This window comes from Terribacillus sp. AE2B 122, assembly GCF_902497585.1.
Lineage (GTDB): Bacteria > Bacillota > Bacilli > Bacillales > Amphibacillaceae > Terribacillus > Terribacillus saccharophilus_A.
This window is the reverse complement of record NZ_LR700942.1, coordinates 728,226-753,388: the sequence shown is the minus strand read 5'-3', so window position 1 is coordinate 753,388 and position 25,163 is coordinate 728,226. Positions and strand designations below refer to the sequence as shown.

Below are 25,163 nucleotides of genomic sequence, written 5' to 3'. Positions count from 1 at the left end.
CACTATCAATCTTATGTCGGCCTCGCAACTTGCAGAAGAGCTTGTAAAACAGCTTCACAAAACCACCTGCTTTCTAGCTTTTGGTAATAGCATAATCTAATATACCCAAAAATTATGTCGAAAGAAGGCAAAAAGTATGTAAATTCTATGAAAAAAAACCGGCCGGAGCCGATTTTTTACTGAATGGAACGATATAAACCGATTACTTTACCAAGAATACTAACATTATCCAAAATGATAGGATCCATCGTACTGTTTTCTGGCTGCAGTCGGATCTGGTTTTCTTCCTTGAAGAAACGTTTCACTGTTGCTTCATTGTCCTCTGTCATCGCTACAACAATCTCTCCATTTTGAGCGGTCTGCTGCTGTTTGACGATGACCATGTCTCCATCTAGAATACCGGCTTCTATCATACTCTCTCCTACAATAACCAAAACAAAAATATTATCGTCCGGTCCTACTAGATGGCTAGGTACAGGGACATATTCTTCTATATTCTCCACTGCTGTAATTGGAATACCAGCTGTTACTTTTCCGATTACCGGAGCGTAGTTTGCCTCACCTCGAGGAATATCTGTTTGTTCTTCACTATCAAATGATAATACCTCGATAGCGCGCGGCTTTGTTGGGTCGCGACGGATAAGACCTTTTTTCTCTAAACGAGAAAGATGGCCGTGAACGGTAGAGCTTGAGGCCAATCCAACTGCTTCGCCGATTTCTCTAACGGAAGGCGGGTAGCCTTTATCGAGTACCTGCTCCTTTATGTATGCTAGAATCGCTTCCTGTCTTTTCGATAGTTTTATCATGTATCGAACACCCCGTGCATATATTTTTATTACATACAGTATACCATGATAGATTGCAATATACAAACATCCGTTCGAAAAAAGGTCTTGACTAGAACCTATGTTCGTATATAATGGAATTAACAAAGAGAACGCATGTTCTTGAAAACGGAGGGGTCTACCATGTTCAAAAAACTAGCGAAATCAGATCTATTCTATTATGTGCTTTTCGGCTTCACGCTTTTCTTCTTATACTTTACACTTATAATGAGCGTCTAATTAGTCGAAGTGAGAGGGTACATCAATGAAAGCAGTCATCTATTGCAGAGTAAGTACAGAAAAGGACGAGCAAGCTAGCTCGATTGAGCGTCAGCGTGAAGAGCTCATCAGGCTTGCTGCGTCTTCCGACATAGAGGTTATCGATATCATCGAAGAGAAACAGAGCGGTTATGAGATCGAACGTCCGGGAATTTTTCGCATGCTGGATGTGTTTACAGCACGTGAAGCGGATTGTCTCCTCATTCAGGATGAAACGAGGCTAGGAAGAGGCAATACGAAGATCGCCTTGTTCCATCATCTTCAGAAGCTAGAGGTCAAGGTGTATACGTTAAGCCAGCACGGTGAATTCCAGCTTTCGGAATCAGATGGTATGGTGCTCCAGATCGTTGGTATTGTCGAGGAGTATCAGCGAAAGATTCATAATATGAAAATCAAACGAGGTATGAGAAGGGCAATCGAGGCCGGATATGATCCAAGTAAGAATTTGAGCAACCAGCAGGCGGCACCTGGCAGGGAGCGGATTGACTTTCCGATACAAGAAGTGATCAGGCTGCGAAACAATAAGCTTACTTTCCAGGAAATCAGCTCTGTTCTGCGCGGTATGGGCTTTAATGTATCAAAGGCGACCGTACATAGAAGGTACCAGGAGTATCTTTCGCTTGAATCGGAAGACGCTAGCGGGTAACATAGGTATATTAACTCTAATGCTTAAAGGAGCATATACACATGTTAACTAAAGATAAATTAGCACGCCTAAATGCGTTAGCAAATAAAGCGAAGGCAGAAGGACTCAGCCTTAGCGAACAGAAAGAGCAAAAAGAACTAAGACAGGAATATCTGGGAAATGTACGTTCTTCATTCAAAAACCAGTTCAAGTCGATGACGGTTATGGATCGTGAAGGCAATGACGTTACACCAGAAAAAGTAAAACAATTACGTGATGAGAAATAAGAAGGGACGGCTGGCTATATGCACAGCCTTTCCCTTCTTTTTCTATATATAAATCCTTGTTAATCTGAGGATTTTTGTATAGGATGAACAAGAGTACATAATTTGCTAGATGAAAGGGATGTTTACATGGTTCAGACTACAGAATTGCTTTCCATTAATACAATTCGTACGTTATCAATCGATGCAATAGAAGCAGCGAATTCCGGCCACCCAGGTATGCCGATGGGTGCAGCGCCGATGGCTTATACGCTTTTCACCGATTTCATGGCTCACAATCCGAAGAATTCCCATTGGTTCAACAGGGACCGTTTCGTATTGTCTGCTGGACATGGTTCCATGCTATTGTATTCCCTCTTGCATTTGTCTGGATACAAAGTATCCATCGATGATTTGAAATCCTTCCGTCAGTACGGATCCCGTACACCTGGACATCCGGAAGTCCACCATACCGATGGTGTAGAAGCAACTACAGGTCCGCTTGGACAAGGTATCGCGATGGCTACCGGCATGGCGATGGCAGAGGCACATCTTGCTGCGAAGTATAATAAAGAAGACTTTCCTGTCGTAGATCACTACACATATGCAATTTGTGGTGATGGTGACTTAATGGAAGGTATTTCACACGAAACAGCTTCCCTTGCAGGTCATCTTGGCTTGGACAAGCTGATCGTCCTGTATGATTCCAATGATATTTCTCTTGATGGTGATCTTCACCACAGCTTCTCTGAAAATGTAGAGGATCGCTTCAAAGCTTATGGCTGGCAAGTTATCCGTGTCGAAGAAGGTAAAAATGTAGACGCAATTCGCGAAGCAATCAAAGAAGCAAAAGCAAATACAACACAGCCAACTTTGATAGAAGTAAAAACAGTTATCGGATATGGTTCTCCGAACAAATCAGCTAAAAGTGCTTCTCATGGCTCACCACTAGGTGTGGATGAAGTGAAGCTCACGAAGGAATATTACAAGTGGAAGCATGAAGACTTCTACGTTCCAGATGAAGTTTATGCTGACTTTGAAGAGAAAGTCGTTAAAAACGGCGCTGAAGCAGAAAATGCTTGGAACGAGCTATTTGCGAAGTACGAAGAAGCTCACCCTGAGCTTGCAAAAGAACTGGCTACTGCAATCAAGGGAGAGTTGCCAGAAGGATGGGCAGATACGCTTCCAACGTATGAAGAGGGTAAAGACAAGACTGCTACTCGCTCTGCTTCTGGTAAAGTATTGAATGCAATCGCAGATGCTGTGCCTAGCTTGTTCGGCGGAAGTGCTGACCTTGCAGGTTCGAATAAAACCTTGCTTGCTAAAGAAGAGAACTTCTCTAAAGCGAACTATAGCGGACGCAATATCTGGTTCGGTGTGCGCGAATTCGCAATGGGAGCTGCATTAAACGGTATGGCACTTCATGGCGGATTGAAAGTGTACGGCGGTACATTCTTCGTCTTCAGTGACTACTTGCGACCGGCTATCCGTTTGTCTGCATTGATGGGAACACCTGTGACATACGTACTGACACATGATTCTATTGCAGTTGGAGAAGATGGCCCAACGCATGAACCGATCGAACAGCTTCCATCTCTTCGTGCAATGCCAGGTTTGAGTGTTGTCCGTCCAGCAGACGGTAATGAAACGCAAGCTGCTTGGAGACTATCACTTGAGTCTGAAAAGGTTCCAACTGCGCTTGTATTGACGCGTCAGGATCTTCCTACACTGCCATCCACGCAGCAAGCTGCGTATGAAGGCGTTAAGAAGGGGGCATACGTTGTAAGCCCTGCTCAGAAGGAAACAGCCGACGTCTTGCTTCTTGCAACTGGCTCAGAAGTGCAATTGGCTGTACGTGCACAAGAAGCACTTCGTGAACAGAACATTGAGGCTTCTGTTGTCAGCATGCCTTCTTGGGACCGTTTCGAGCTTCAAGAGCAATCCTATAAGGATAGCGTCCTGCCTCCAGCAGTGAAGAAACGTGTTGGTATTGAAATGGCTTCTCCGCTAGGCTGGGAAAGATATGTTGGCGATGAAGGCAAAGTAATCGGCATTAACACATTCGGTGCCTCTGGCAACGGAGATAAATTGATCGAAGCTTTCGGCTTTACTGTTGAGAATGTAATTGAAAAAGTAAAATCCATATTGGATTAATGTGAAAGGCCGGCCGTAGAATATGGCCGGTCTTTTTCTAATATGACAAAATTCGACTAAACTTTTGCAACTTCGTGTCTCTTTGCTACATGTTCCGAGGGATTAAGCATCGTTCCTCACGTATACTATTCTTTCAAAGGAGAAGGAGGGACAAGCTTATGAAAGAATACTTCGTCTATTGGGTGAAACACGAGATTTATTTCCGATATTTTTATAAGTCCGATATCCTCTATCGTTTTTTCCTCTCCAGTCAAGTGGAGGATACCGTATATGTGAAGGAGCAGCTAGATTATATCACTTATGATTTTTCTCCTGGAGCGTCACTTCAGCAAGCGCTTTATCAAGACGATAGCGTCCATTTAGAGACGGATCAGCACTATCTTCGGGTGGTCTGTGATTCCTTGACGACTGCCGAAGAAACGGTCTTCTCAGAGCTCCGCCACTTCGATTCTTCCTTTTTTATTATTGAGCCAGCAGCGAACAACTGTGGCTGGATTGCGCCTATCATAAAAAATGACTTACAATCACGGGTTCATCTATTGTATTCTTCCTTTTGATTGTCTATACTAGATTAGAGATATTTTGAAGGAGGAAGCCAATATGAGTCCGATCTGGGTCGTACTTATAGCACTGGCTGCATTGATTATCGGCGTTGCGCTAGGATTTTTCATTGCCAGAAAGTACATGATGAACTATCTTAAGAAGAACCCGCCAATTAATGAACAGATGCTTCGTACAATGATGATGCAAATGGGTCAAAAACCATCACAAAAGAAAATTAACCAAATGATGCGCGCAATGAATAACCAACAAGGTAAATAAGCAATTATTTCTATATAGCTTTGACGTTTCAAGTTGGCGATTTGGCATTGCAAACAAGGGATATGATTGCTGATAGTAGTAATTAAAATCCAGGAACCACTTTTTCTGCTTAATACTAAGTAGAATGAGTGGTTTTTTGTTGTTTAATAAAGCTTCATCATGTCACACACGAGATTAAACTAAGAAAACTATGATGAACAAGAAGAGAAATATAAACACCTTTATATTTTCCTGTCAGTCAGAAAAGAGAGGTATTAAATCACTAAAGTCTTTGTCAAAATATCAGTCTGAAGTCTTAGAGAGTTCCATTCTATGGAACGATGGAAAATCAACCTGAATTGCTTAAAATGAACCTAGATACAGAAAAGAGAGAAGGGTTCAACTCATGAAACAAGAAACAGGAGTCAGAGATTTCGAACGATACAGCAATGAAATTTTAAAAAAATACAAAGTACCTGGTTTTGCGATTGGATTAGCCAAGGATGGTGAATTGAGTTATAAGAAAGAGTTTGGACATCGTGACATGGAAGCCGAACTACCATTATCAGCAGATACGGTTTTTGGAGTTGGTTCCATAACAAAGGCGTTTACAGCTACTGCCATACTTCAATTACAAGAGAAAAGAAATCTGTCGGTCAAACATCCTGTCACCAAGTATTTGCCAGAATTCAAGACATCAAATGAAGTGCAAACAAAACAAATGACGATTCACCATTTTTTGACACATACATCAGGTCTGCCGCCACTACCTACTTTAATAGCCGCTGTTAAGAAAAGTATGGAAAAGGACCCGAAATTCGGGGGAGAGCAGCAACAAGGTAGTCCTTTGGATGCGATTCCTGAAATTGATACATACGCAAATTTAATGGATTCTATCGCAAATACAGAATTTACACTTCTTGGAGAGCCAGGAACTGAATTCAGTTATTCCAATGATGCCTATGCCCTTTTAGGTGCAATAATCGAACGGGTAAGTGGTATGCCATACGAACAATATGTGCAAGAAAATATTTTAGAGCCTGCTGGTATGCATAACAGTGGTTTTCAATATAAGAATGACTATAAAGATACAGCTGTTTTATATGACATGCGAGTGCAAGATGGCGAAGAAATTGTATTCCGATCCAATAATCCTTGGGACGCTCCAGCAATGCGTGCAGCAGGATTTTTAAAATCGACAGTAACTGACATGCTCAAGTTTACAGAAATTATTCGGAACAGCGGAGAGGTTGGTCGTACACGTATTCTGTCCCCTGAAAGTGTGGAGTTAATGACAACACCACACATAAAATGTGCGCATGGGAGTTTTTATGGTTACGGTTTAACAGTCATTCCAGATTTCTTTGGATATAAACTTATTCATCATGGCGGAGATATTAAAGGGGTAACGGCTCAAATGAATATCCTGCCTGAACTTGATCTAACGGGAATATCTCTTGCAAACTTAGCTGGGGCACCATCTTCGAAACTGCTTTTCAGCGCATTTTCCACACAGCATTTGGACAAAAACATCGATGCATCACACTTAAACGTGGGGACTGTAGACTTATCTCTTGAAAGTTTAAAGGAATACGAGGGTACTTTCATATCAGGTGACGGTATGATGAATGAATTTTATGTAGAGGATGGAAGGCTGCATCTAGCAACCGCTGGAATGCCTGTTGTAGTACTTGACCCTATTGGAGATGATCAGTTTTTACTTACCATAAGAGAAATGGATTCTACGATTCGGTTTGTGAGAGATAACGACAAGAAGATTCATCGCATTGAATTTGTATTACGCCAGATTCCAAAGATAGAGAAATAAAATCCAGGAACCACTTTTTCTGCTGAGAGATTTAGCGGGAAAAATGGTTTCTTTGGTGTTTAATTTCCATTTTTTATGTGGAATGAGATTAAGTATAGATTGATCATAAGTTTTTAATGTGCATATTTTGATAACACTAATTATTGATAGAGGAGGGAGAGGGGTAAAGAGATGCAATCCAGTGTTTATGAATGGCTTGAAGAAAGAACCATCATTCTAGCTCCAACAGGAAGCTATGCCTACGGTACGAATACGGAGGACTCGGATAAAGACTATAAAGGAATATGCATCCCGCCAGTGAGTTACTTCTTAGGATTGGAATCATTCAATGAATATAACAGCAGTGGCGGCAAGAACTTTAAAAATACGAAAGATGACGTTGATATTAATATTATACATATTACAAAGTTTGTGAAGGATGCTATGGTCGGTGTGCCAAATAATATTGAGATATTATTCTTGAACAACGAGCAGTACATAAAAAAAACAGACTTGGGACAGCAATTAATAGATAATCGGCATCTATTCCTTTCGAGAGAAATACAAAAGAAGTTCGGAGGATATGCTAACTCTCAGATTCAAAAGCTTAAGCAGAGGAATGATAGCAGATCCGGCAGACAAGACTTGATTGATCTTTATGGATATGACACGAAGTTCTTTATGCATAGTGTGAGGCTGCTGACAAGCGCTATTGAGATATTGAAGACAGGTGACTTTAGCACACACAGACCAAATCGCAGCTTTTTGCTCGACTGTAGAAATGGTAAATATTCCTTTGGTGAAGCTGAAGAGCTTATAGAGTCGTTAGATAGTGATCTTAAACAAGCAGCAGAGCATTCACCACTTCCTGACAAGCCGGATTATAATGCAATAAATCAGCTTTTAGTTAGGATTAATTCTTCAGCGATAGAAATTAGATGAAGAATTATAAAAATTATGATACCAAAACAGCGTTGATGATCCTTAATGGATAAGCCTCTTAATGAAAGCCAAGGTATGAAACATATGAAGCTGGCAACACTTTAAATACAAACAAATAGGTTTAAAACTGCAGTGATAATGGTATTTGAAAGAAAAAAGGAGTGAACAAAATGAAACATGTGAAAGCACTATTGATTAAGTTCATCATGATTCTGGCTGTTTTATTGGTTGTTTTCACCCTTATTTTCGATGCAGGAGTAGGGGCTGTGCTGATTATGAGCGCTGTCTTAACACTGGCAGCCTACGTAATTGGTGATTTGCTTGTTTTAAGCAGGTCTGGAGATCGAAGTAAGCCGAACGGAGATTATCCAAAGCGGAATGCTATTGCGACGGTGAGTGATGCGGTTCTGACTTTTATTGTGTTATGGGCACTTGGAAGTGCTTTGCTGGAACCTGATAATAATGTAATCCTAGCATCTCTGATAGCTACTGTCGTTATCGGGATCGGTGAGTGGGTTTTCCATCGGTATGTTAATAATCGTGTAATTAAGGACCGTAATGCACAAACTGTTGGTATGTTCTAAACTATGCTATATTGTAGACTAAGCTAGGAATCCCTCTTAAGGGATTCCTTTTGCTTACAAGTGTTTTAACAGGAGGGATTCTCATGGAAGTGACCATATTGCTGGCTGTAACTGCTGGATTCCTTTCCTTTCTTTCACCATGTGTACTTCCTCTTTATCCAGCATTCCTGTCTTATTTAGCAGGTGTCAATCCAAGCTCACCTGAAAAAGAAAAGCATGCTTCCGGATGGTTTCTGCATACGATTTTCTTCCTGATTGGCTTTTCATCGATCTTTTTGCTGCTTGGCTACAGTGCACTCGCATTATCTGAATGGCTTTTTACATATCAGTCGTACATACGAGTTTTCGGGGGAATCATTCTGATAATGCTGGGTGCTTTGCAGATAGGGTTGCTAGGAAGAAGGTGGCAGACATCTAAAACCTTGCTTCGTTTTAAAAGCAGGCCACCTGGATATACTGGGTCGCTTCTGATTGGTCTCTCCTTTGCAATGGGATGGACGCCTTGTACGGGTCCTATCTTAGCGGGCATCATGACTAGCGCTGCACTGCAGCCGCTCGGGGCTGTTCCGCTTATGACAGCTTATGTATTAGGCTTCAGTATTCCTTTCTTTATTTGGGGATTCTTTGGATCACGTTTGCAAAAATTAAAAAGAACCGGAAAAATCCTCCATGAAATAAGTGGATATTTCCTGATTCTGATAGGTGTTCTGCTTTTATTTGATCTAACGACAAAGATTACTTCTTATCTAGCCAGTTTTTTCTCCTTTTACGGTTTTTAAATCGTGAAAAAAGGAGAGAAGTAGTTTAGAATATGTAAGGAAAGGGTGTCGAATGTGGAATTTTCACCGAATAATCTTATTTTCAAAACAACAACCGTGCTCATCTCTTTTCTGTTGCTCGGATTTTCGGTCTATCTGTTCTTTTCAGGCCATAATTCTCCGGGTGGAGGCTTCATAGGAGGACTTGGGACTGCTGCTGCTCTTGTGCTTATGTATATGGCTTATGGCATGAAGACGGTCAGCAAGATCTTGCCAATCAACTATCGTATTTTGACAATAACAGGTGTGCTTATCGCTATCCTGACTAGTGTAGGTTCATTCCTATTTGGACAGCCATTTCTGAGCCATACGTTTACGTATATCCACTTGCCTGTATTAGGCGAGCTGGAATTGGCTACAGCGACGTTTTTTGATCTAGGGGTCTATCTTACCGTTGTTGGTATAGCTCTGACGATCATTCTGTCAATCGCACAAGATCGTTCAAGCAGTGAGGAGAATGTAAGTGGCAAAGATACTAATAGTAGATGATGCAAAATTCATGCGGAAAACATTGAGTGGCCTGCTTACCGAAAATAATTATGAAATTGTCGGAGAAGCAGCTGACGGACACGAAGCTGTTTCGCAATTTCGGAAAACTGAGCCTGACATCGTCTTTATGGATATTACAATGCCGCACATGGATGGGCTTGCAGCATTAAAAGAGATTATCACGCAGGATCCAAATGCAAAAGTGATCATGTGCTCTGCCATGGGGCAGCAGCGTATTGTCATGCAAGCGATCGAGCTTGGCGCGAAGGACTTCATTACGAAGCCATTCGAAGATGCAAGGGTTATAGAGACAGTAGAACGCATTCTCAATTAAAGAAATGTAAATTGAAAGAAGGTAAGGGTATGACATTACCTGTTATCATTAGTACTATCCTGGTTGCATGTATGGGTCTGGCTGTTGCAATGGTTCGAATGCGAGCAGCTGCCAGACCGGTGACGGCGAAGAAGATCATTTTGCCGCCGTTGTTCATGAGTACTGGTGCGTTAATGTTTCTTTTTCCAGTGTTCCGTGTGCCATGGTGGGAAGTATGGTTCTCAATCGGAGCTGGGATTATTTTCTCTAGTCTTTTGATTTTAACCTCTAATTTTGAGGTACGGGACGAACAGATTTTTCTCAAGCCATCAAAAGCATTCGCAGTAATCATTGTTGGACTCGTGTTTGTTCGGGTCTTGTTGAAGGTTGCTATCGGTCAGACGATTGAAATCGGGGAGATGGGCGGTGTGTTCTTCCTGCTTGCATTCGGTATGATTGTTTCCTGGCGGATTGCGATGTTTTGGAAGTACAAACGGCTTGAGAGACGCTTACAAATCACCTGATGGTTGTCAAAAGACTTTCTTCCAAGTAAGAAGGTCTTTTTTCATATAATGATTTTGTCTATACAAGTTTTAGGAAAATCGTGGTATGGACGTTTTGTTTTTTCTATAATTGTAGTAACATACTTAACAAAAGGACTTATACATACATAGTTGCACGAACAATGTCACGTAAAAGGGGGCGAAGGAGCTTGAACGAAGACGACTATAAGACAGAGAAAAAGAAAGAAGCGGCTTCATTTAATCCGACGGGCTTTGATCCACATTCTTTGGCTGAACTTCCTGTACCGATGCTGCAATGGATCGATCAAAACGGATTTGATATAGTTTTCGTCTGTGACTACGAAGGGATGATTCACTATACATCTTCGTCGATTACAAGGCTGCTTGGCTATTTGCCTGAAGAAGTGGTCGGTACATCTTCTTTGACGTATTTAGATTCATGTGACGTGCCTGTCTTACGGAATAGGTTCGAGACTACAACAGAATGGCCGCAACGATTTCATCTGACAGTACTGGATAACCGAGGCAAGCATATTTGGATGGAAGCGAGCATCTCTTTGACAGAGGATCAGGGCGTGCCTTATTACATCGGCGTGGCTAAGGATGTGTCCGATAAGAAAGAAATAGAAGAGATGATGTTCCGTTCGGAAAAGATGAGCGTGGCCGGACAGCTTGCAGCAGGTATTGCGCACGAGATACGTAATCCGCTTACTAGTCTTAAAGGTTTCCTCCAACTCATTCAGGCCGGAATCAGCCGCAAAGAAGAATATTACCAGATCATGGTTGAAGAAATAGAGAAAATCGAAACAATCACATCTGAGCTTCTATTCATTTCAAAGCCGGTAGCAGAAAACAAAGAACCGGAAACGATTCATGAAATGCTGCAGGATGTCATCACACTGCTTTATTCTCAGGCGCGTCTGCAGAATGTCCAGATTAGTTTCGAAAAAGGGGAAAATAGCAAACTTCTCTGTGATCGATCTCAAATCAAGCAGCTATTTATCAATCTTATAAAGAATGCACTTGAAGAAATGCCGCATGGCGGTAAGATTGATATTCGGCAGCGACAAGAGGGTAAAGATTGTATAGTAGACGTAGTGGATGAGGGACCAGGAATCCCGGACGAAGTACTTGCTAAGCTCAAGGAGCCTTTCTTTACGACGAAGAAAGAAGGGACGGGTCTTGGTTTGATGATCTGTACACAAATACTGGACAAGCATAATGGTGCACTGGATATCCTTCGCAATGACACGAAGGGGAGCACGTTCAGAGCTTCCCTGCCAATTAGCTTATAATATTTATACATGGCCTCTTGAAAAAGAGGCCATGTTTCTTTTACATGTCGTGATGATTATTATGTTTCTGTCTGCTATGATTTTTGTTTTTTACTTTTTTAGACCCGCTCAACGGCTCATTCACCTTTTCTGGGTGTTTACGCTGTTTCCCTTTCTGATCGCCCATTTTCTCACCTCCGTAGTACCTATTATTCCTTCCGCAGAAAGCCTTATGCGAGCGTTATCAAAATCTATAGGTACAGCGCAAAATACGCTACTATTCCCTATTTTACGCGTGTTTTTTGCTCTTAATTAATTTACTTATGAATCGTTTTCATTTAGAATAAAAAGTGCAAATCGATGTTAGCTCGTGCTGCTCTATCATAAGATTGTGATAGGGCAGGCTAATTCACAAGGGGGTTTGTTCATACGATGGTGGGAAATAATTCATACAACGTAAAGAAACAGTTTGAATTAAACGGAAAGACGTACAATTACTATCAATTGAAAGCGCTTGAAGAGAAAGGCCTCGGAACAGTATCCCGTTTGCCATTCTCCATCCGTGTACTGCTTGAATCGCTGATCCGTCAGCATGATGGCTTTGCAATTAAGGACGAGCATGTAGAAGGCTTAGCAAACTGGGGGAATGGGAACATCACCGATGTACCATTCAAGCCTTCCCGTGTTATCCTGCAGGACTTCACCGGTGTACCGGCGGTCGTGGATCTCGCTTCCCTTCGGAAAGCGATGGTTGATCTTGGAGGAGATGCAGATCGGATCAATCCAGAGATTCCGGTGGATCTTGTCATTGACCACTCTGTACAGGTTGACAAGTATGGCACGCAAGATGCGCTGAAAGTGAACATGGAATTGGAATTTGAGCGAAACAAAGAACGTTATGAATTTTTAAATTGGGCGCAGAAAGCATTCGATAACTACCGTGCTGTTCCGCCTGCAACTGGTATCGTCCACCAGGTTAACCTGGAATATTTAGCGAATGTCGTCCATGGTAACGAGGATGCAGACGGTTCGTACACTGCATATCCTGATACATTGGTTGGTACCGATTCCCATACGACGATGATCAATGGACTTGGTGTCCTTGGCTGGGGCGTTGGCGGTATCGAAGCAGAGGCAAGTATGCTTGGACAACCATCTTACTTCCCGGCTCCAGATGTAATTGGAGTCAAGTTCGTAGGTACGATGCCAGCTGGTTCCACTGCGACCGACTTGGCGTTGAAGGTGACACAAGTGCTCCGTCAAAAGAGCGTGGTCGGAAAATTCGTGGAATTCTTCGGTCCGGGACTTGCGGATATGCCACTTGCTGATCGTGCAACAATCTCGAATATGGCGCCGGAATATGGAGCGACATGCGGTTTCTTCCCGATTGATGAAGAAACACTGAACTACATGCATTTGACAGGCAGAAGCCAAGAACAAATCGACTTGGTTGAAAAGTATGCGAAGGAAAACGACTTCTGGTACACACCAGATACGCGTGATCCTGAGTATACAGAATTGGTGGAAATCGACCTTTCTGCATTGGAGCCGAACCTTTCTGGTCCGAAGCGTCCACAGGATCTAATTCCGCTTTCTGGAATGCAGAAATCATTCGTTGATTCCATTACTGCACCATCTGGCAACCAAGGATTCGGACTTGATAAGAGTGAATTCGATAAATCGGTTGATGTACACCATCCTGATGGCAAGACAACCACGATGAAAACAGGTGCTGTCGCAATTGCTGCGATCACTTCCTGTACGAATACATCTAATCCATACGTTATGCTTGGAGCTGGGATTCTTGCAAAGAATGCGGTTGAAAAAGGTCTGAATGTGCCTGCGTATGTGAAAACATCCCTTGCACCAGGTTCTAAAGTAGTAACACGTTACTTGGATGATGCAGGTCTGACGCCTTATCTTGACCAATTAGGCTTCACGCTTGTAGGGTACGGCTGTACGACATGTATCGGTAACTCTGGACCGTTGTCTCCTGAAATTGAAGAAGCGATTTCTTCTAACGATTTGACGGTTGCATCTGTGCTTTCTGGTAACCGTAACTTTGAAGGTCGTATCCACCCGCTTGTGCGAGCTAACTACTTGGCTTCACCGCCTCTAGTTGTGGCTTATGCACTTGCAGGTACAGTAGATATCGACTTGGATAATGATCCAATTGGAACGGATAAAGACGGAAAAGCAGTCTATTTCAAAGACCTATGGCCAACTCACAAAGAAATTCGGGATGCAGTTGCTGAGGTTGTTACGCCGGAAATCTTCCGCAAGGAGTATGAAGATGTCTTCAATTCCAATGCAAAATGGAATGAAATCGACACAACAGACCAACCGCTTTACAAGTGGGATTCGGAATCTACTTATATCCAAAATCCTACCTTCTTTGAGAACATCTCTGGAGGAAGCGGCACAGTGCAGCCTTTACAAGGATTGCGTGTAATAGGGAAGTTTGGCGACTCCGTGACAACGGACCACATTTCTCCAGCTGGTGCAATTGCGAAAGATATGCCGGCAGGTAAATACTTGCAGGATAAAGGCGTTACACCTCGCGAGTTTAACTCCTATGGTTCCCGCCGAGGTAACCACGAGGTAATGATGCGCGGTACATTTGCAAACATCCGTATCCGCAACCAGCTGGCACCAGGTACAGAGGGTGGTTACACAACTTACTGGCCGACAGATGAAGTAATGCCGATCTATGATGCAGCAATGAAATATCAAACTGATCAGACTGGTTTGGCTATCTTTGCTGGGGAAGACTACGGCATGGGAAGCTCTCGTGACTGGGCGGCCAAAGGTACGAACTTGCTTGGCATTAAAACTGTCATTGCTCAGAGCTTCGAGCGGATTCACCGTTCCAACCTTGTCATGATGGGTGTACTGCCATTGCAGTTCCAGCCAGGTGAGAGTGCGGAATCTCTTGGCTTAACAGGCCGTGAGAGCATCGACGTTTCAGTTGATGAAAATGTTTCTCCTCGAGATATTGTCAAAGTAAAGGCAACTGCCGAAGATGGCAAAGTAACCGAGTTTGAAGCAGTAGCGCGTTTTGACAGTGAAGTGGAGATCGATTATTACCGTCATGGCGGTATTTTGAACATGGTATTGCGTAACAAATTACAGCATGCATAAGAACTTGTGAGAAGCAGCCGAGATGGCTGCTTCTTTTTTGGTTAGTTTGTTTCTCTTTAGCCCAAAATAAACGGCGAAGGGGGAATTTATTATGAAACGAGGATTACTTCTCTTATGTCTTATGCTGTTCATCTTTCCGTCCATTGTACAAGCTGATGCAGTTGAATTAGAATCGGTCGAAGCTCTGATTGAACATGCAGAGGGAAAGCCTGTAATAATTATGTATTGGGCAACATGGTGTGATACATGTCTGTCGGATTTATCGGAACTGGAGGAGTTTCATGCTGCAGCGGGTAAAAAGGTGAGTGTGTATAGCATCAATGCTACTAAGAGTGAGCGGAGCGAGAAGCAAGTGAAAGCCTTTGTACAAAAAAGTGCACTTCAAGTACCGGTTTATCTGGATACGGAAGGTACTGTAGCGCATCAATTCCGCCAGGTTGCAGTACCTTTCACAATCATCGTGGACAAATCCGGTAAACAGCGGGTTATCCCTGGACCTGTGACAAAGAAACAGCTGGAGGAATGGGTCAAATAAAGTTCCACCAGTTCACCTGTCTGACTGTAGTATGCTAAAATGATGGTAGAAAAGGGGGCATACTTGTGGCACAGACAGAGAAAACCCTGACCGAACAAGTGATTGCATGGAGTTCAATGGACATCTCACCGCCTCTATCAGAGATAGAGGCGTTACGTATGGCATCAGAGCTTGATACAGAGGAAGAAGACTTAAGACAAGGCTTGTATCGTATCATCGCTTTTTACCGGATTATGCGCGTGCATAAGCAGGATCCAATCAGCAGACAGCTGCTCGCTGCATCTGAGCGGACTCACCCAATCGTGATGGAGATCGACCAATTCGCACAAGTGAATCAATACTACCAAGCATTGATGGACACAGATTTACCAGTATGGTCGATAAGGGAAACGGATTTCGATCCTGCAAAACTAAAGAAGTCTCAATCCTTGCACATTCAGCTGACGGATGCATTACAGGCATATCCGCGCAGAGTAGGTGGGGCCAGCAAAATTGCATCGGCATATAACCGTTCTTATGAGGAATTGGAGGATTTGCTTGTCCTGCTGGAACAGACAATTGACACGATTGAAAATAGAAAGACAGGTTCGCCAGTTACAGCCATGAACGCAACAGTTCTGCAAATATTGAAATCCCTGACAGCTGTAAAGGAAGCGCTGCCTGATGTTTTGAGTCAAGCGAGCGAGAGCCGTCCGCTAGAAGTGCTGGATCAGCTGATCGGACTGCATGATGTAAAGAAATACATTCACGACTATTACCATTATCTTCGGTATCAGCAGGAGAGAAAACAGTTTGGATTCCAGATGGTAGATGAACCGGGTCTTCATATGGTCATCACCGGCAATCCCGGAACGGGTAAGACGACGATAGCTCGATTGCTGGCTAAGCTGTATCATCAGCTTGGTTTGTTAGAATCTGATCATGTTGTCGAAGTAAACCGCTCCCATTTGGTTGGTTCGTATCTTGGTCAGAGTGAGGAAAACACGACAAACTATGTGCGTCAGGCAATTGGCGGCGTGTTGTTCATAGATGAGGCTTATAGCTTGAAACGAGAAGGACAGAGCGGAAATGATTATGGACAGGCCGTGATCGATACCCTTGTTTCCAGTATGACGAGCGGTGAATATGGCGGAAAATTCGCAGTCATTCTTGCTGGTTATCCTGAAGAGACCCGTCAGTTTCTATTTGCTAATCCGGGTCTTCGCAGCAGAATTCCGGATCAGAATTACATCGAGCTTCCGGACTTCGAGACAGAGGAACTTCTGCAGATTGCAGAGAATACGGCACTAGCGAATGATTTCTTTTTTACAGAAGAAGCGCTGCGTCTTGTGAAGGATAATATCGAACAAGCACGCGTAGATGACACATTCGGGAATGCCCGGACTGTAAGGGATATCGTGCTTCGGATCATCTTCCAAAAAGGAGCTGATCGAAAGCTGACGACAGATTCCTGGATTGATCATATGACACTGTCACCGCAAGATGTAAAAGATCCAAAACAGAACGAAAATGATTCAGAGCCCTTGCAGCAGCTGGAACAGCTGATCGGTCTGCAATCTATAAAGGAAGAAGTGAAAAAATTATCTTCCTTTGTTCAAATTCAGCAGGCGCGAAAAAGTAAAGGATCTCCTGCAGTACCAATTCAGCTGCATGCTGTTTTTACTGGTAATCCTGGAACGGGTAAAACGACGATTGCTAAAATCTACGCTGCTATCCTAAAAGAGCGCGGATTGCTGAAGCGAGGACATTTGGTCGTTGCTTCGCGAAGCGATTTGGTGGCGGGTTATGTTGGCCAAACAGCTGCGAAAACAAAAACAGTCATCCGTGATGCGCTTGGTGGAGTATTATTCATTGATGAAGCGTACAGCTTGTTTCGTGGTTCACAAGACTTTGGAAAAGAAGCAATCGACACGCTTGTAGATGAGATGACGAAGCATAATGAAAACTTGGTAGTGGTTCTTGCTGGGTATCGGCAGGAGATGAAGCAATTTATCGACAGTAATCCAGGGCTTGCTTCTCGTTTTAAGAAGTATTTTATCTTCCCAGATTATAATAGTGAAGAGCTCGTCGCGATCTTTAAGCATGCAATGGAAAATTATGCGTATACACTTTCAGAAGAAGCGGAAGCTTTCCTGAAAAATCAGCTTGATGCAGTAACAGTAGCAGGTAATGCCAGATTCGTTACGAATCTCTTGGACGAAGCAATCCAGTTCCAGTCACTTCGACTTGTAGAAGCCCAAGAGCAGACGGAAATGGATATGCTCGAGAAGAAAGATATAGAAAATGCTTGGGAAATGGTTAGGAGAAGTGCTTTATGAAAAAATCAACATCAGAAATAAATGTAAGATACGGAGAGACCGATCAAATGGGCGTTGTGTATCACGTGAATTACCTCGTTTGGTTTGAGATTGGTCGAACCGACTTTATTGAGACATTAGGCCTGCGCTATGCAGCAATGGAGGATGACGGCTTTCTTTCCCCAGTTGTGGATGCAAAATTGAATTTCCATTATCCTGTTCGGTACGGAGAAAAGCCGGTCGTGGAAACGTGGCTTCGTTCTTATGATGGCATTCGGACGATGTATGGCTACGAAATCAAAAATGAAGAGGGTAAGCTTTGTGTTTCCGGAACGTCGACTCATACGGTCGTGAAAAAGGAAACCTTCCGTCCGGTGTCCATTCGTCGTTCCCTGCCGGAATGGCATGCTGCATATTCAAAAGCTGTGGAAGCATAACAGATGGCATTTGGGATCAGGCGTAATGAACTGAAAATATGGAAGGAGCGTGTACGCAAAGGGGAGATAGCTTTTTTGACTCACTATTGGCTGGACGCGCGATTTCCTGAAGCAAAGACAGTGACAAAAGCAGGCTGTGCCGACCGGCAGAAGCTGATAGATTGGGGAGCGCAGTATGGTTTGCAGGAAGCTTGGATCGATGAGCATGAGGAACTGCTGCATTTCGATCTAATCGGTGACTATCAGCTTCGTATACTCCAGGCAGAACAGCAATGGGAGCAGCTGGAGAGATTTCAGCTCTTACAAAATAAAAAGCAGTAATCCTTTTGGGATTACTGCTTTTTTTCATGATGGTGCTCACACGTTGTACCAGGCACAGGATCAAATCCGCCACGGTGAAAAGGGTGGCATTTAGAAATACGTTTAATAGTGAGCCAGCCGCCCTTCCATGCACCATACTGCTTGATTGCCTCCAGCCCATATTGAGAGCATGTCGGATAAAAACGGCAGGAGGGCGGTGTTACAGGGCTGATAAATCGGCGATAGAAACGGATCAAGGCTAAAAATACCTTGTCCATTTGCTTACTCCTCTTCGTCGCGTTTGTCGTAGCTTAATGTGGCTACAGCGTCATGCAGGTGGATGGATTCTTCGTTACTGCATGATACAGTGAATTTCTCCACATAATCGAGCTCATACAAATCAGCTGCAACAAGACGGACCATATCCTCGACAAAGCGCGGGTTTTCGTAGGCAGTTTCGGTAACCATTTTCTCATCCGGACGCTTCAGGACAGGGTGAATACGTGCGCTCGCATTGCTTTCGGCAGCTTCGAGCAAGTCTTCTTTCCAGTCACGAACGTCTTCATCGAACGCATCTGTCAACTGCACTTCCATGGAGACGATGCCGCGCTGGTTATGTGCGCTGTATTCGCTGATTTCTTTCGAGCATGGACATAGTGTTGTCACTGTGCCGGAAAGCTTAGCTGTCGTGCGGAAGCCGGTATGTTTGTCATAAGCTACTTCAAGCGTAGCATCCGCATGATTTAATCCAGTCATACCGGAAGCAGGGCCGCTTCGCTCAAAGAACCATGGAAATGTCACTTTAACACGCGCATCCTCTTGTTTCAGGCGGTCTGCAAGCTCTGCAACGAATGTCTGTAAGCTTTTAACTGATACAGTAAATCCGTTCTTATGATACAAATCTAGCTGTTCTGTGAACCGGCTCATATTCGTACCTTTGCTATCCTGCTGTATGCTGGAGGTGAATTCGAACGTTCCGATTGTGGTCTGCATAGCAGGACGCGTATTGCTGATCACTTGGATCGGATGTTTTACTTTCGCAATGCCGACTGCATCTATATGGAAAAGAAAGTTCTTTTTCGTATTTTGTAAGTCAGCCATATCGGCTTTGTTTTCTGGTTTCGTCTTCTTGCCTGGCACAACGGAGCCGAACAATTTATGACGTTCTGCCTTTGATGGCAGCTGTTTTTTAGTTAGTGTGTGTAGGTGTTGCATAATTGTACTCCTTTCAAAGTCGCATGGACTAGCTTAAAGTATACCCGATGCTAAGCTCGCAATTCAATTGTCTGAACCGAGTAATCCGGGAAAATGAAAAAAACAATCCCGCTGCTTACTTGGAATTGTTTTTCACGAGGAATGACGCTTTCGGTTCTTCACGTCTGATGATACGGACAATATTCTGTCTATGTTTATAGAGGATGAATATAGCCAGCAATCCGAGAACGATAGAAAGCACGATATCCTGTGTAATAAAGAGCGAGACAACAACGCCGACAATGCCTGCTGTCATGGAAGCAAGAGACACATATTTGCTGATGAGCAGCACGATGACGAAACTTGCAATAATAATGGCGAACAGCAAGGCATTTACGCCTAGTATAATTCCAGCTGAAGTCGCAACAGCCTTTCCGCCTTTGAATCGGGCGAATACCGGATAAACGTGTCCGATGACCGCTCCAAGACCGATGACGAGCAGATATAAGTCGAACCCGAACAAAACGGGCAAAATAGTGGCGATTGTCCCTTTCAAGATGTCTGCAATCAAAACAATTATTCCGGCTTTCTTCCCGAGTATCCGGAATGTGTTTGTCGCACCAAGATTACCGCTTCCATGCTCTCTTACATCTATATTGTAGCCTACTTTTCCGACAATCAGGGCAGATGGAATTGAACCGATCAAATAGGCGAGCAGGATGAATAACACGTATTCCATATACATTCTCCTTTAACAACAAAACGTTCCTGTTACTTGCTTATCCATTTTAGCACGAAGTATCATGGAAGGGCATAACTTTTTATATAGTATAGGATTAAATCCCTACGTGCAAGGGTATGAGAACACGTAGTACATAATACGAGGTGAAGATATGATTGAATTCAAAGGCGTACAAAAGACTTACCCCGATGGAACTGAGGCCATCAAAAATTTCAATCTGGAGATAAAGGAGGGGGAACTTCTCACACTCATAGGGCCAAGCGGCTGCGGCAAGACTACGACGATGAAAATGATTAACCGGCTTGTTGAACCAACAGCAGGTGATATATACATAAACGGAAAACAATTGAAAGAATACAACATACACGATCTGCGTTGGAATATCGGCTATGTTCTGCAGCAGATTGCTTTATTTCCGCATATGACTGTAGAAGAAAACATTGCTGTTGTTCCAGAAATGAAAAAATGGAAGAAGAAAGAAATTCACGATCGTGCAAAAGAATTAATGCAGATGGTGGGGATGGAGCCTTCCATCTATATGAAAAAGAAGCCTTCTGAACTATCCGGTGGCCAGCAGCAGCGAGTCGGAGTGATTCGAGCCCTCGCTGCCGATCCGCAAATTTTGCTGATGGATGAGCCTTTCAGTGCATTGGATCCAATCAGCAGAGAAGGGCTGCAAAAGGATATCCGTAAATTACAGAAGCAGATTAAGAAGACGATTGTTTTCGTAACGCATGATATTGATGAAGCAACAGCGTTGGGTGATCGGATCTGTCTCATGAATGCTGGTGAAATCATCCAAGTGGATACACCGCAGAAACTGATACTCGAGCCTCGTGATTCCTTCGTCCGCAACTTTATAGGAGATAAAAAATCACCGTGGCAGACTGCGGTAGATATTGTAGCTTCCCAAACAGTTTCGCGTATTCTGACACAAACGGCATACGAAGAAGGCAATTTTGACTCGGAGCAAGCTTATATTCTATCAAGTGATGACGGACAAGTATTGTGTGCGGTGGAGCATGGCAAACAGCAAAATGTCATGGAAATTCCAAATGACATGAATGTATTGGAAGCAGTCAGTGTATTTGAAAATACCGGAACTAGCATCCTTCCTGTCACGAAGAACAATGAACTGATTGGTACACTTACGCAGCAGGAGCTACTCACGTATCTAGCGAGTAAAACGGAAGTCAAGAACGGGGTGGTTACACAATGAACGCATTCTTAGACGTATTCGAGCAGCGAAGTGATTCCTTTTGGACAGCTTTAGGTGAACACTTGCAAATATCTATCATTGCTTTGCTTATCAGTATAGCAATTGCAGTACCGCTTGGTCTCCTGCTCAGCCGCTCCAAAAAGCTGGCTGAACCGATTATAGCAGTAGCAGCAGTTCTGCAGACAATCCCTAGTCTCGCTATTTTGGCTTTTTTGATTCCATTGATAGGCATTGGGACAAAGCCTGCAGTAGTAGCACTTATCATTTATGCACTTCTTCCGATACTTCGCAATACATATACCGGTATCGCTGAAGTGGATCCGGCTTTAAAGGAAGCAGCAACAGGAATGGGGATGAACAGTTTCCGCCGTCTTCGCAAAGTAGAGCTTCCGCTCGCGATGCCGATCATTATGGCAGGTATACGGACTGCGATGGTCATGATAGTTGGGACTACTACTATCGCTGCCTTGATTGGTGCCGGCGGTCTCGGAGAACTAATCTTATTAGGAATTGATCGTGGCGGTGATGTAAATCTCATTCTTCTTGGTGCGATTCCGGCAGCTTTGCTTGCTATTCTGTTGGATTTGGTCATACGAATTTTCGAGCGGACGAGCCGAAAGTTTGGCTTCAAATCATTGGCTGTATTGCTTCTCGTAGCTATAATCGGTGTCGTTACACCGTTTGTGGTTGCAAAAGATAACCAGCCTGATCTTGTAATCGGTGGGAAACTGAATGCAGAGCCTACCATTCTGATCAATATGTATAAACTGCTTATTGAGGATCAGTCGGACTTGCAGGTTGAATTGGAACCGAATCTAGGAAAAACAGACTTCCTGTTTGAAGCGTTAAAAAGCGGCAGTATTGATATTTATCCGGAATTCAGCGGTACTGCATTAGTAACATTAGCTGGTGAACAAGCAGAAAGTAATGACGGTCAGGAAGTATACGAGCAGGCGAAGGAAGCTATGAGTGGATCGTTCGACATGGCATATCTGGAGCCGATGGCGTACAATAATACGTATACACTTGCAGTGAAGCGATCATTTGCAGAAGAAAACGACTTACAGACGATTGCGGACCTTCGCAAAATGGATGATGAGATGACAGCTGGATTCACATTGGAATTCAGTGATCGGGAAGACGGCTATTTAGGTATTCAGGACCTCTATGGAGTCGAATTTGGTGAGCTGAGTACGTTGGATCCTGGTATACGTCAGCAAGCGATTGAAGCTGATGATGTAGATATTATTGATGCCTATTCGACAGACAGTTATATTAGAGACTTGGATCTTGTCACATTGGACGATCCGGAAAACCTGTTCCCGCCATACCAAGGCGCTCCGCTGATGCGTCAGGAGACGCTTGATGAATACCCAGAGCTTGCTGACATATTGGGGCAGCTAGCGGGTAAGATAACAGATGAGCAAATGACAGAGATGAATTACCAAGTCGATTTCGAAAAGAAACAGGCAGAGGATGTAGCAAGAGAATTCCTCGAGCAGGAAGGTTTACTCTAAGGAAAGGGGCATGAAAATGACATTTCAGAATCCAGAAAATGAACAGATTCGTGACATACTAGTCAACGCGAAGACGATTGCGGTAGTGGGTTTGTCCGATTCCCCGGCCCGCACGTCTTATGGTGTATCTCGGGCGATGCAGCAGGCTGGCTATAAGATTATCCCCGTCAATCCGAACGTGACCGAAGTTCTTGGCGAGAAAGCTTATCCGAGTTTGGCTGATGTACCTGATGAGATTGATATTATCAATGTATTTCGTAGGTCAGAATTTCTGCCAGAATTAGCAAGAGAAGCGAGCAAGACGAATGCCCGTATCTTTTGGACCCAGCAAGGTGTCTACGATGAAGGAGCGGCCTCTTATTTAGAACAGGAAGGTTTTACGGTCTTGATGGATCTATGCATCAAGGTCGCTCATAGTGTGCTTGTTGGACCTACACGCAATTGACTTTACCCCATCTGCTCCTTGCAGATGGGGTTCTTGTATCATTAGCGTATACTAGAACTAATGCAGATGATAAAAGGAGGAATAAACATGGACTTAGATGGTAAATTGCATAACTCCTACACGGCATTGCCTGAAGCTTTTTACACCAAGATGGAACCTAATCCGGTCAGTGAACCGAAGATGGTGAAATGGAACGAAAAGCTAGCAGCGCATCTAGGAATCCAACAGGAAGGTGTACTCGATACGTTGGCGGGCAGCACTTTTCCTCAGGGAGCAAGTCCGATCGCGCAAGCATACGCAGGTCATCAATTCGGCAATTTCACAATGCTTGGTGACGGACGGGCTATCCTTCTGGGTGAATGGCAAAACCAGTCAGGGGAGAAAGTGGATATCCAGCTGAAAGGCGCAGGACGCACGCCTTATTCCAGAGGAGGTGACGGTCGTGCAGCACTCGGGCCGATGCTTAGGGAATATGTGATCAGTGAAGCAATGCATGGGCTTGGTATCCCGACAACACGCAGCTTGGCTGTTGTTGCAACAGGTGAACCTATCTACCGGGAAACCGAATTGCCCGGTGCAGTACTTACTAGGATAGCTGCAAGCCATATTCGCGTTGGGACGTTCGAATATGCAAGAAGATTTTGTTCGGAGCTTGAGCTGAAGGCTTTGGCAGATTACAGTATAAAGCGTCACTATCCAGAGATTGCAGATCAGCCAGATACCTATGTGCAATTTTTCCAAGCAGTTGTGGAACGACAGGCTGCACTGCTTGCTAAGTGGGTTAGTGTAGGGTTTATCCACGGTGTGATGAATACGGACAATATGACGATTAGCGGAGAAACGATAGATTACGGACCGTGTGCCTTCCTTGATAGGTATGAACCGATGACAGTATACAGCTCAATTGATGTCCAAGGGCGTTATGCATACGCCAATCAGCCCCCGATTGCAGCCTGGAACTTAGCTCGTTTTGCGGAAGCAGTGCTTCCGCTTTTCGATGAAGTACCAGAAAAAGCTGTGAAGAAAGCTGAGGATATTTTGCGTGAATTTCCGCGTTTATACAGAAAATCATGGCTTGACATTATGTACCGGAAAATCGGTATAGTAAATGTAAGAGATGGCGATGAAGCCCTCGTTGAGGATTTGCTGGAGTGGATGGAGCAAGCAGAAGTGGATTACACGAATACATTTCGCGCATTGACCACAGGGGACACAGCTTCAATGGAACAAGCAGAAGGCTTCCGTTCATGGAAAGAGCGCTGGGAAGATCGAATGGCTTCAGAAGGAATCAAAGCTGCTCATGAGATGATGCGAAGTTCTAATCCGAATGTGATCCCCCGAAATCACTTGGTGGAAGAAGCATTAGAGGCTGCAGGAAACGGCGATTACACGTTGTTTAATCGACTTTGTGAGATTGTTTCCGATCCTTACGGTGATACGTCTATTGATCCAAAATATACAGAAGACCCGCCAGAACCAGAAGAACCGTTTCAGACATTTTGTGGAACATGATATTCTGCCTGCCTCTTGGCAGGTATACATATATAGGAAGTTGAGAACAAGAGACAATATAGTGAATAATGCTTTTACTGCAAAGCCATAATGATACATCAGCTTATCGTCATTTTTTATCAAAATC

At 43.7% G+C, this 25,163-nt stretch carries 27 protein-coding genes; 22 read left to right on the top strand and 5 right to left on the bottom strand.

Annotated features, from left to right (window positions below; translation table 11 throughout):
• Positions 1-176: 176 nt before the first annotated feature.
• Positions 177-806 (bottom strand): transcriptional repressor LexA, encoded by a 630-nt coding sequence (gene lexA, locus AE2B122_RS03840; RefSeq protein ID WP_095230270.1) that lies wholly within the window; start codon positions 804-806, stop codon positions 177-179.
• Between the two features lie 283 nt (positions 807-1,089).
• Here lexA and AE2B122_RS03835 point away from each other — a divergent pair, with 283 nt between their 5' ends.
• The 13 genes from AE2B122_RS03835 (at position 1,090) to AE2B122_RS03775 (ending at position 11,718) form a co-directional block, all read left to right on the top strand.
• On the top strand, positions 1,090-1,749 hold the full coding sequence (locus tag AE2B122_RS03835; protein WP_095217749.1) for a recombinase family protein: 660 nt from the start codon (positions 1,090-1,092) through the stop codon (positions 1,747-1,749).
• Between the two features lie 41 nt (positions 1,750-1,790).
• Positions 1,791-2,015: a DUF896 domain-containing protein gene (locus AE2B122_RS03830; RefSeq protein ID WP_038560464.1), complete on the top strand. Its 225-nt coding sequence runs from the start codon at positions 1,791-1,793 to the stop codon at positions 2,013-2,015.
• A gap of 126 nt (positions 2,016-2,141) precedes the next feature.
• The gene (gene tkt / locus AE2B122_RS03825; protein ID WP_095217751.1) at positions 2,142-4,145 is read left to right on the top strand and encodes a transketolase; all 2,004 of its coding nucleotides are present in this window, start codon (positions 2,142-2,144) and stop codon (positions 4,143-4,145) included.
• A gap of 158 nt (positions 4,146-4,303) precedes the next feature.
• Complete coding sequence (sirA, locus tag AE2B122_RS03820; protein WP_175073138.1) at positions 4,304-4,702, top strand: sporulation inhibitor of replication protein SirA; 399 nt, start codon at positions 4,304-4,306, stop codon at positions 4,700-4,702.
• 43 nt (positions 4,703-4,745) lie between these two features.
• Positions 4,746-4,967: a YneF family protein gene (locus AE2B122_RS03815; RefSeq protein ID WP_038560474.1), complete on the top strand. Its 222-nt coding sequence runs from the start codon at positions 4,746-4,748 to the stop codon at positions 4,965-4,967.
• A 385-nt stretch (positions 4,968-5,352) separates the two neighbouring features.
• On the top strand, positions 5,353-6,774 hold the full coding sequence (locus AE2B122_RS03810) for a serine hydrolase (RefSeq protein WP_175073137.1): 1,422 nt from the start codon (positions 5,353-5,355) through the stop codon (positions 6,772-6,774).
• 171 nt (positions 6,775-6,945) lie between these two features.
• Positions 6,946-7,695 (top strand): DNA polymerase beta superfamily protein, encoded by a 750-nt coding sequence (locus AE2B122_RS03805; protein WP_175073136.1) that lies wholly within the window; start codon positions 6,946-6,948, stop codon positions 7,693-7,695.
• Between the two features lie 170 nt (positions 7,696-7,865).
• Entirely contained in the window at positions 7,866-8,279 is a 414-nt protein-coding gene (locus AE2B122_RS03800) for a YndM family protein (protein ID WP_095217755.1), read from the top strand.
• A gap of 83 nt (positions 8,280-8,362) precedes the next feature.
• Positions 8,363-9,058 carry a cytochrome c biogenesis CcdA family protein gene (locus tag AE2B122_RS03795; RefSeq protein ID WP_175073135.1) on the top strand — a complete coding sequence of 232 codons (696 nt, stop codon included), beginning with the start codon at positions 8,363-8,365 and terminating at the stop codon, positions 9,056-9,058.
• A gap of 54 nt (positions 9,059-9,112) precedes the next feature.
• Positions 9,113-9,586 carry a Na(+)/H(+) antiporter subunit B gene (locus AE2B122_RS03790; RefSeq protein ID WP_095218074.1) on the top strand — a complete coding sequence of 158 codons (474 nt, stop codon included), beginning with the start codon at positions 9,113-9,115 and terminating at the stop codon, positions 9,584-9,586.
• Between the two features lie 10 nt (positions 9,587-9,596).
• A complete protein-coding gene (locus tag AE2B122_RS03785; RefSeq protein ID WP_254593424.1) occupies positions 9,597-9,920 on the top strand; it encodes a response regulator in 324 nt (107 codons plus the stop codon).
• 29 nt (positions 9,921-9,949) lie between these two features.
• Positions 9,950-10,423, top strand: coding sequence for a CcdC family protein (locus tag AE2B122_RS03780; protein ID WP_095217758.1), 474 nt, complete (start codon positions 9,950-9,952; stop codon positions 10,421-10,423).
• A gap of 188 nt (positions 10,424-10,611) precedes the next feature.
• Positions 10,612-11,718 (top strand): ATP-binding protein, encoded by a 1,107-nt coding sequence (locus tag AE2B122_RS03775; RefSeq protein WP_245840288.1) that lies wholly within the window; start codon positions 10,612-10,614, stop codon positions 11,716-11,718.
• 40 nt (positions 11,719-11,758) lie between these two features.
• On the opposite strand, the gene AE2B122_RS03770 is transcribed toward AE2B122_RS03775, so the two are convergent.
• Complete coding sequence (locus AE2B122_RS03770; protein WP_175073133.1) at positions 11,759-11,884, bottom strand: small acid-soluble spore protein P; 126 nt, start codon at positions 11,882-11,884, stop codon at positions 11,759-11,761.
• 245 nt (positions 11,885-12,129) lie between these two features.
• Between AE2B122_RS03770 and acnA the strand changes: the two genes are divergently transcribed.
• The 5 genes from acnA to AE2B122_RS03745 all read left to right on the top strand — a co-directional run bounded on the left by acnA (position 12,130) and on the right by AE2B122_RS03745 (position 18,428).
• Positions 12,130-14,838 (top strand): aconitate hydratase AcnA, encoded by a 2,709-nt coding sequence (acnA, locus tag AE2B122_RS03765; RefSeq protein ID WP_175073132.1) that lies wholly within the window; start codon positions 12,130-12,132, stop codon positions 14,836-14,838.
• 91 nt (positions 14,839-14,929) lie between these two features.
• Positions 14,930-15,373, top strand: coding sequence for a TlpA disulfide reductase family protein (locus AE2B122_RS03760; RefSeq protein ID WP_175073131.1), 444 nt, complete (start codon positions 14,930-14,932; stop codon positions 15,371-15,373).
• Between the two features lie 65 nt (positions 15,374-15,438).
• Positions 15,439-17,691 carry an AAA family ATPase gene (locus AE2B122_RS03755; RefSeq protein WP_371809494.1) on the top strand — a complete coding sequence of 751 codons (2,253 nt, stop codon included), beginning with the start codon at positions 15,439-15,441 and terminating at the stop codon, positions 17,689-17,691.
• Complete coding sequence (locus AE2B122_RS03750; RefSeq protein WP_095217762.1) at positions 17,688-18,107, top strand: thioesterase family protein; 420 nt, start codon at positions 17,688-17,690, stop codon at positions 18,105-18,107. Before AE2B122_RS03755 ends, AE2B122_RS03750 begins: the two co-directional genes overlap by 4 nt.
• Positions 18,108-18,110: 3 nt before the next feature.
• Complete coding sequence (locus AE2B122_RS03745) at positions 18,111-18,428, top strand: hypothetical protein (RefSeq protein WP_095217763.1); 318 nt, start codon at positions 18,111-18,113, stop codon at positions 18,426-18,428.
• An 11-nt stretch (positions 18,429-18,439) separates the two neighbouring features.
• On the opposite strand, the gene yidD is transcribed toward AE2B122_RS03745, so the two are convergent.
• From yidD to plsY, 3 genes are all read right to left on the bottom strand, one after another.
• Positions 18,440-18,685, bottom strand: a complete 246-nt coding sequence (yidD, locus tag AE2B122_RS03740; RefSeq protein ID WP_095217764.1) for a membrane protein insertion efficiency factor YidD — start codon at positions 18,683-18,685, stop codon at positions 18,440-18,442.
• 4 nt (positions 18,686-18,689) lie between these two features.
• Positions 18,690-19,622, bottom strand: a complete 933-nt coding sequence (gene folE2 / locus AE2B122_RS03735) for a GTP cyclohydrolase FolE2 (RefSeq protein WP_095217765.1) — start codon at positions 19,620-19,622, stop codon at positions 18,690-18,692.
• A 115-nt stretch (positions 19,623-19,737) separates the two neighbouring features.
• Positions 19,738-20,340 (bottom strand): glycerol-3-phosphate 1-O-acyltransferase PlsY, encoded by a 603-nt coding sequence (gene plsY, locus AE2B122_RS03730; protein ID WP_095217766.1) that lies wholly within the window; start codon positions 20,338-20,340, stop codon positions 19,738-19,740.
• Positions 20,341-20,494: 154 nt separating this feature from the next.
• On the opposite strand from plsY, the gene AE2B122_RS03725 reads away from it, so the two are divergent.
• The 4 genes from AE2B122_RS03725 to AE2B122_RS03710 all read left to right on the top strand — a co-directional run bounded on the left by AE2B122_RS03725 (position 20,495) and on the right by AE2B122_RS03710 (position 25,036).
• Complete coding sequence (locus AE2B122_RS03725; RefSeq protein WP_175073130.1) at positions 20,495-21,562, top strand: ABC transporter ATP-binding protein; 1,068 nt, start codon at positions 20,495-20,497, stop codon at positions 21,560-21,562.
• Positions 21,559-23,079 (top strand): ABC transporter permease/substrate-binding protein, encoded by a 1,521-nt coding sequence (locus AE2B122_RS03720; protein ID WP_175073129.1) that lies wholly within the window; start codon positions 21,559-21,561, stop codon positions 23,077-23,079. Before AE2B122_RS03725 ends, AE2B122_RS03720 begins: the two co-directional genes overlap by 4 nt.
• A 16-nt stretch (positions 23,080-23,095) precedes the next feature.
• Positions 23,096-23,524 (top strand): CoA-binding protein, encoded by a 429-nt coding sequence (locus AE2B122_RS03715; RefSeq protein WP_095217769.1) that lies wholly within the window; start codon positions 23,096-23,098, stop codon positions 23,522-23,524.
• Positions 23,525-23,611: 87 nt separating this feature from the next.
• Positions 23,612-25,036, top strand: coding sequence for a YdiU family protein (locus AE2B122_RS03710; RefSeq protein ID WP_175073128.1), 1,425 nt, complete (start codon positions 23,612-23,614; stop codon positions 25,034-25,036).
• The last annotated feature ends 127 nt before the right edge of the window (positions 25,037-25,163 follow it).

Coding starts and splice junctions, on each gene's coding strand:
- lexA (WP_095230270.1), bottom strand. CDS start 806: ATGATAAAACTATCGAAAAGACAGGAAGCGATTCTAGCATACATAAAG.
- AE2B122_RS03835 (WP_095217749.1), top strand. CDS start 1,090: ATGAAAGCAGTCATCTATTGCAGAGTAAGTACAGAAAAGGACGAGCAA.
- AE2B122_RS03830 (WP_038560464.1), top strand. CDS start 1,791: ATGTTAACTAAAGATAAATTAGCACGCCTAAATGCGTTAGCAAATAAA.
- tkt (WP_095217751.1), top strand. CDS start 2,142: ATGGTTCAGACTACAGAATTGCTTTCCATTAATACAATTCGTACGTTA.
- sirA (WP_175073138.1), top strand. CDS start 4,304: ATGAAAGAATACTTCGTCTATTGGGTGAAACACGAGATTTATTTCCGA.
- AE2B122_RS03815 (WP_038560474.1), top strand. CDS start 4,746: ATGAGTCCGATCTGGGTCGTACTTATAGCACTGGCTGCATTGATTATC.
- AE2B122_RS03810 (WP_175073137.1), top strand. CDS start 5,353: ATGAAACAAGAAACAGGAGTCAGAGATTTCGAACGATACAGCAATGAA.
- AE2B122_RS03805 (WP_175073136.1), top strand. CDS start 6,946: ATGCAATCCAGTGTTTATGAATGGCTTGAAGAAAGAACCATCATTCTA.
- AE2B122_RS03800 (WP_095217755.1), top strand. CDS start 7,866: ATGAAACATGTGAAAGCACTATTGATTAAGTTCATCATGATTCTGGCT.
- AE2B122_RS03795 (WP_175073135.1), top strand. CDS start 8,363: ATGGAAGTGACCATATTGCTGGCTGTAACTGCTGGATTCCTTTCCTTT.
- AE2B122_RS03785 (WP_254593424.1), top strand. CDS start 9,597: ATGCGGAAAACATTGAGTGGCCTGCTTACCGAAAATAATTATGAAATT.
- AE2B122_RS03780 (WP_095217758.1), top strand. CDS start 9,950: ATGACATTACCTGTTATCATTAGTACTATCCTGGTTGCATGTATGGGT.
- AE2B122_RS03770 (WP_175073133.1), bottom strand. CDS start 11,884: ATGGGCGATCAGAAAGGGAAACAGCGTAAACACCCAGAAAAGGTGAAT.
- acnA (WP_175073132.1), top strand. CDS start 12,130: ATGGTGGGAAATAATTCATACAACGTAAAGAAACAGTTTGAATTAAAC.
- AE2B122_RS03760 (WP_175073131.1), top strand. CDS start 14,930: ATGAAACGAGGATTACTTCTCTTATGTCTTATGCTGTTCATCTTTCCG.
- AE2B122_RS03750 (WP_095217762.1), top strand. CDS start 17,688: ATGAAAAAATCAACATCAGAAATAAATGTAAGATACGGAGAGACCGAT.
- AE2B122_RS03745 (WP_095217763.1), top strand. CDS start 18,111: ATGGCATTTGGGATCAGGCGTAATGAACTGAAAATATGGAAGGAGCGT.
- yidD (WP_095217764.1), bottom strand. CDS start 18,685: ATGGACAAGGTATTTTTAGCCTTGATCCGTTTCTATCGCCGATTTATC.
- folE2 (WP_095217765.1), bottom strand. CDS start 19,622: ATGCAACACCTACACACACTAACTAAAAAACAGCTGCCATCAAAGGCA.
- plsY (WP_095217766.1), bottom strand. CDS start 20,340: ATGGAATACGTGTTATTCATCCTGCTCGCCTATTTGATCGGTTCAATT.
- AE2B122_RS03725 (WP_175073130.1), top strand. CDS start 20,495: ATGATTGAATTCAAAGGCGTACAAAAGACTTACCCCGATGGAACTGAG.
- AE2B122_RS03720 (WP_175073129.1), top strand. CDS start 21,559: ATGAACGCATTCTTAGACGTATTCGAGCAGCGAAGTGATTCCTTTTGG.
- AE2B122_RS03715 (WP_095217769.1), top strand. CDS start 23,096: ATGACATTTCAGAATCCAGAAAATGAACAGATTCGTGACATACTAGTC.
- AE2B122_RS03710 (WP_175073128.1), top strand. CDS start 23,612: ATGGACTTAGATGGTAAATTGCATAACTCCTACACGGCATTGCCTGAA.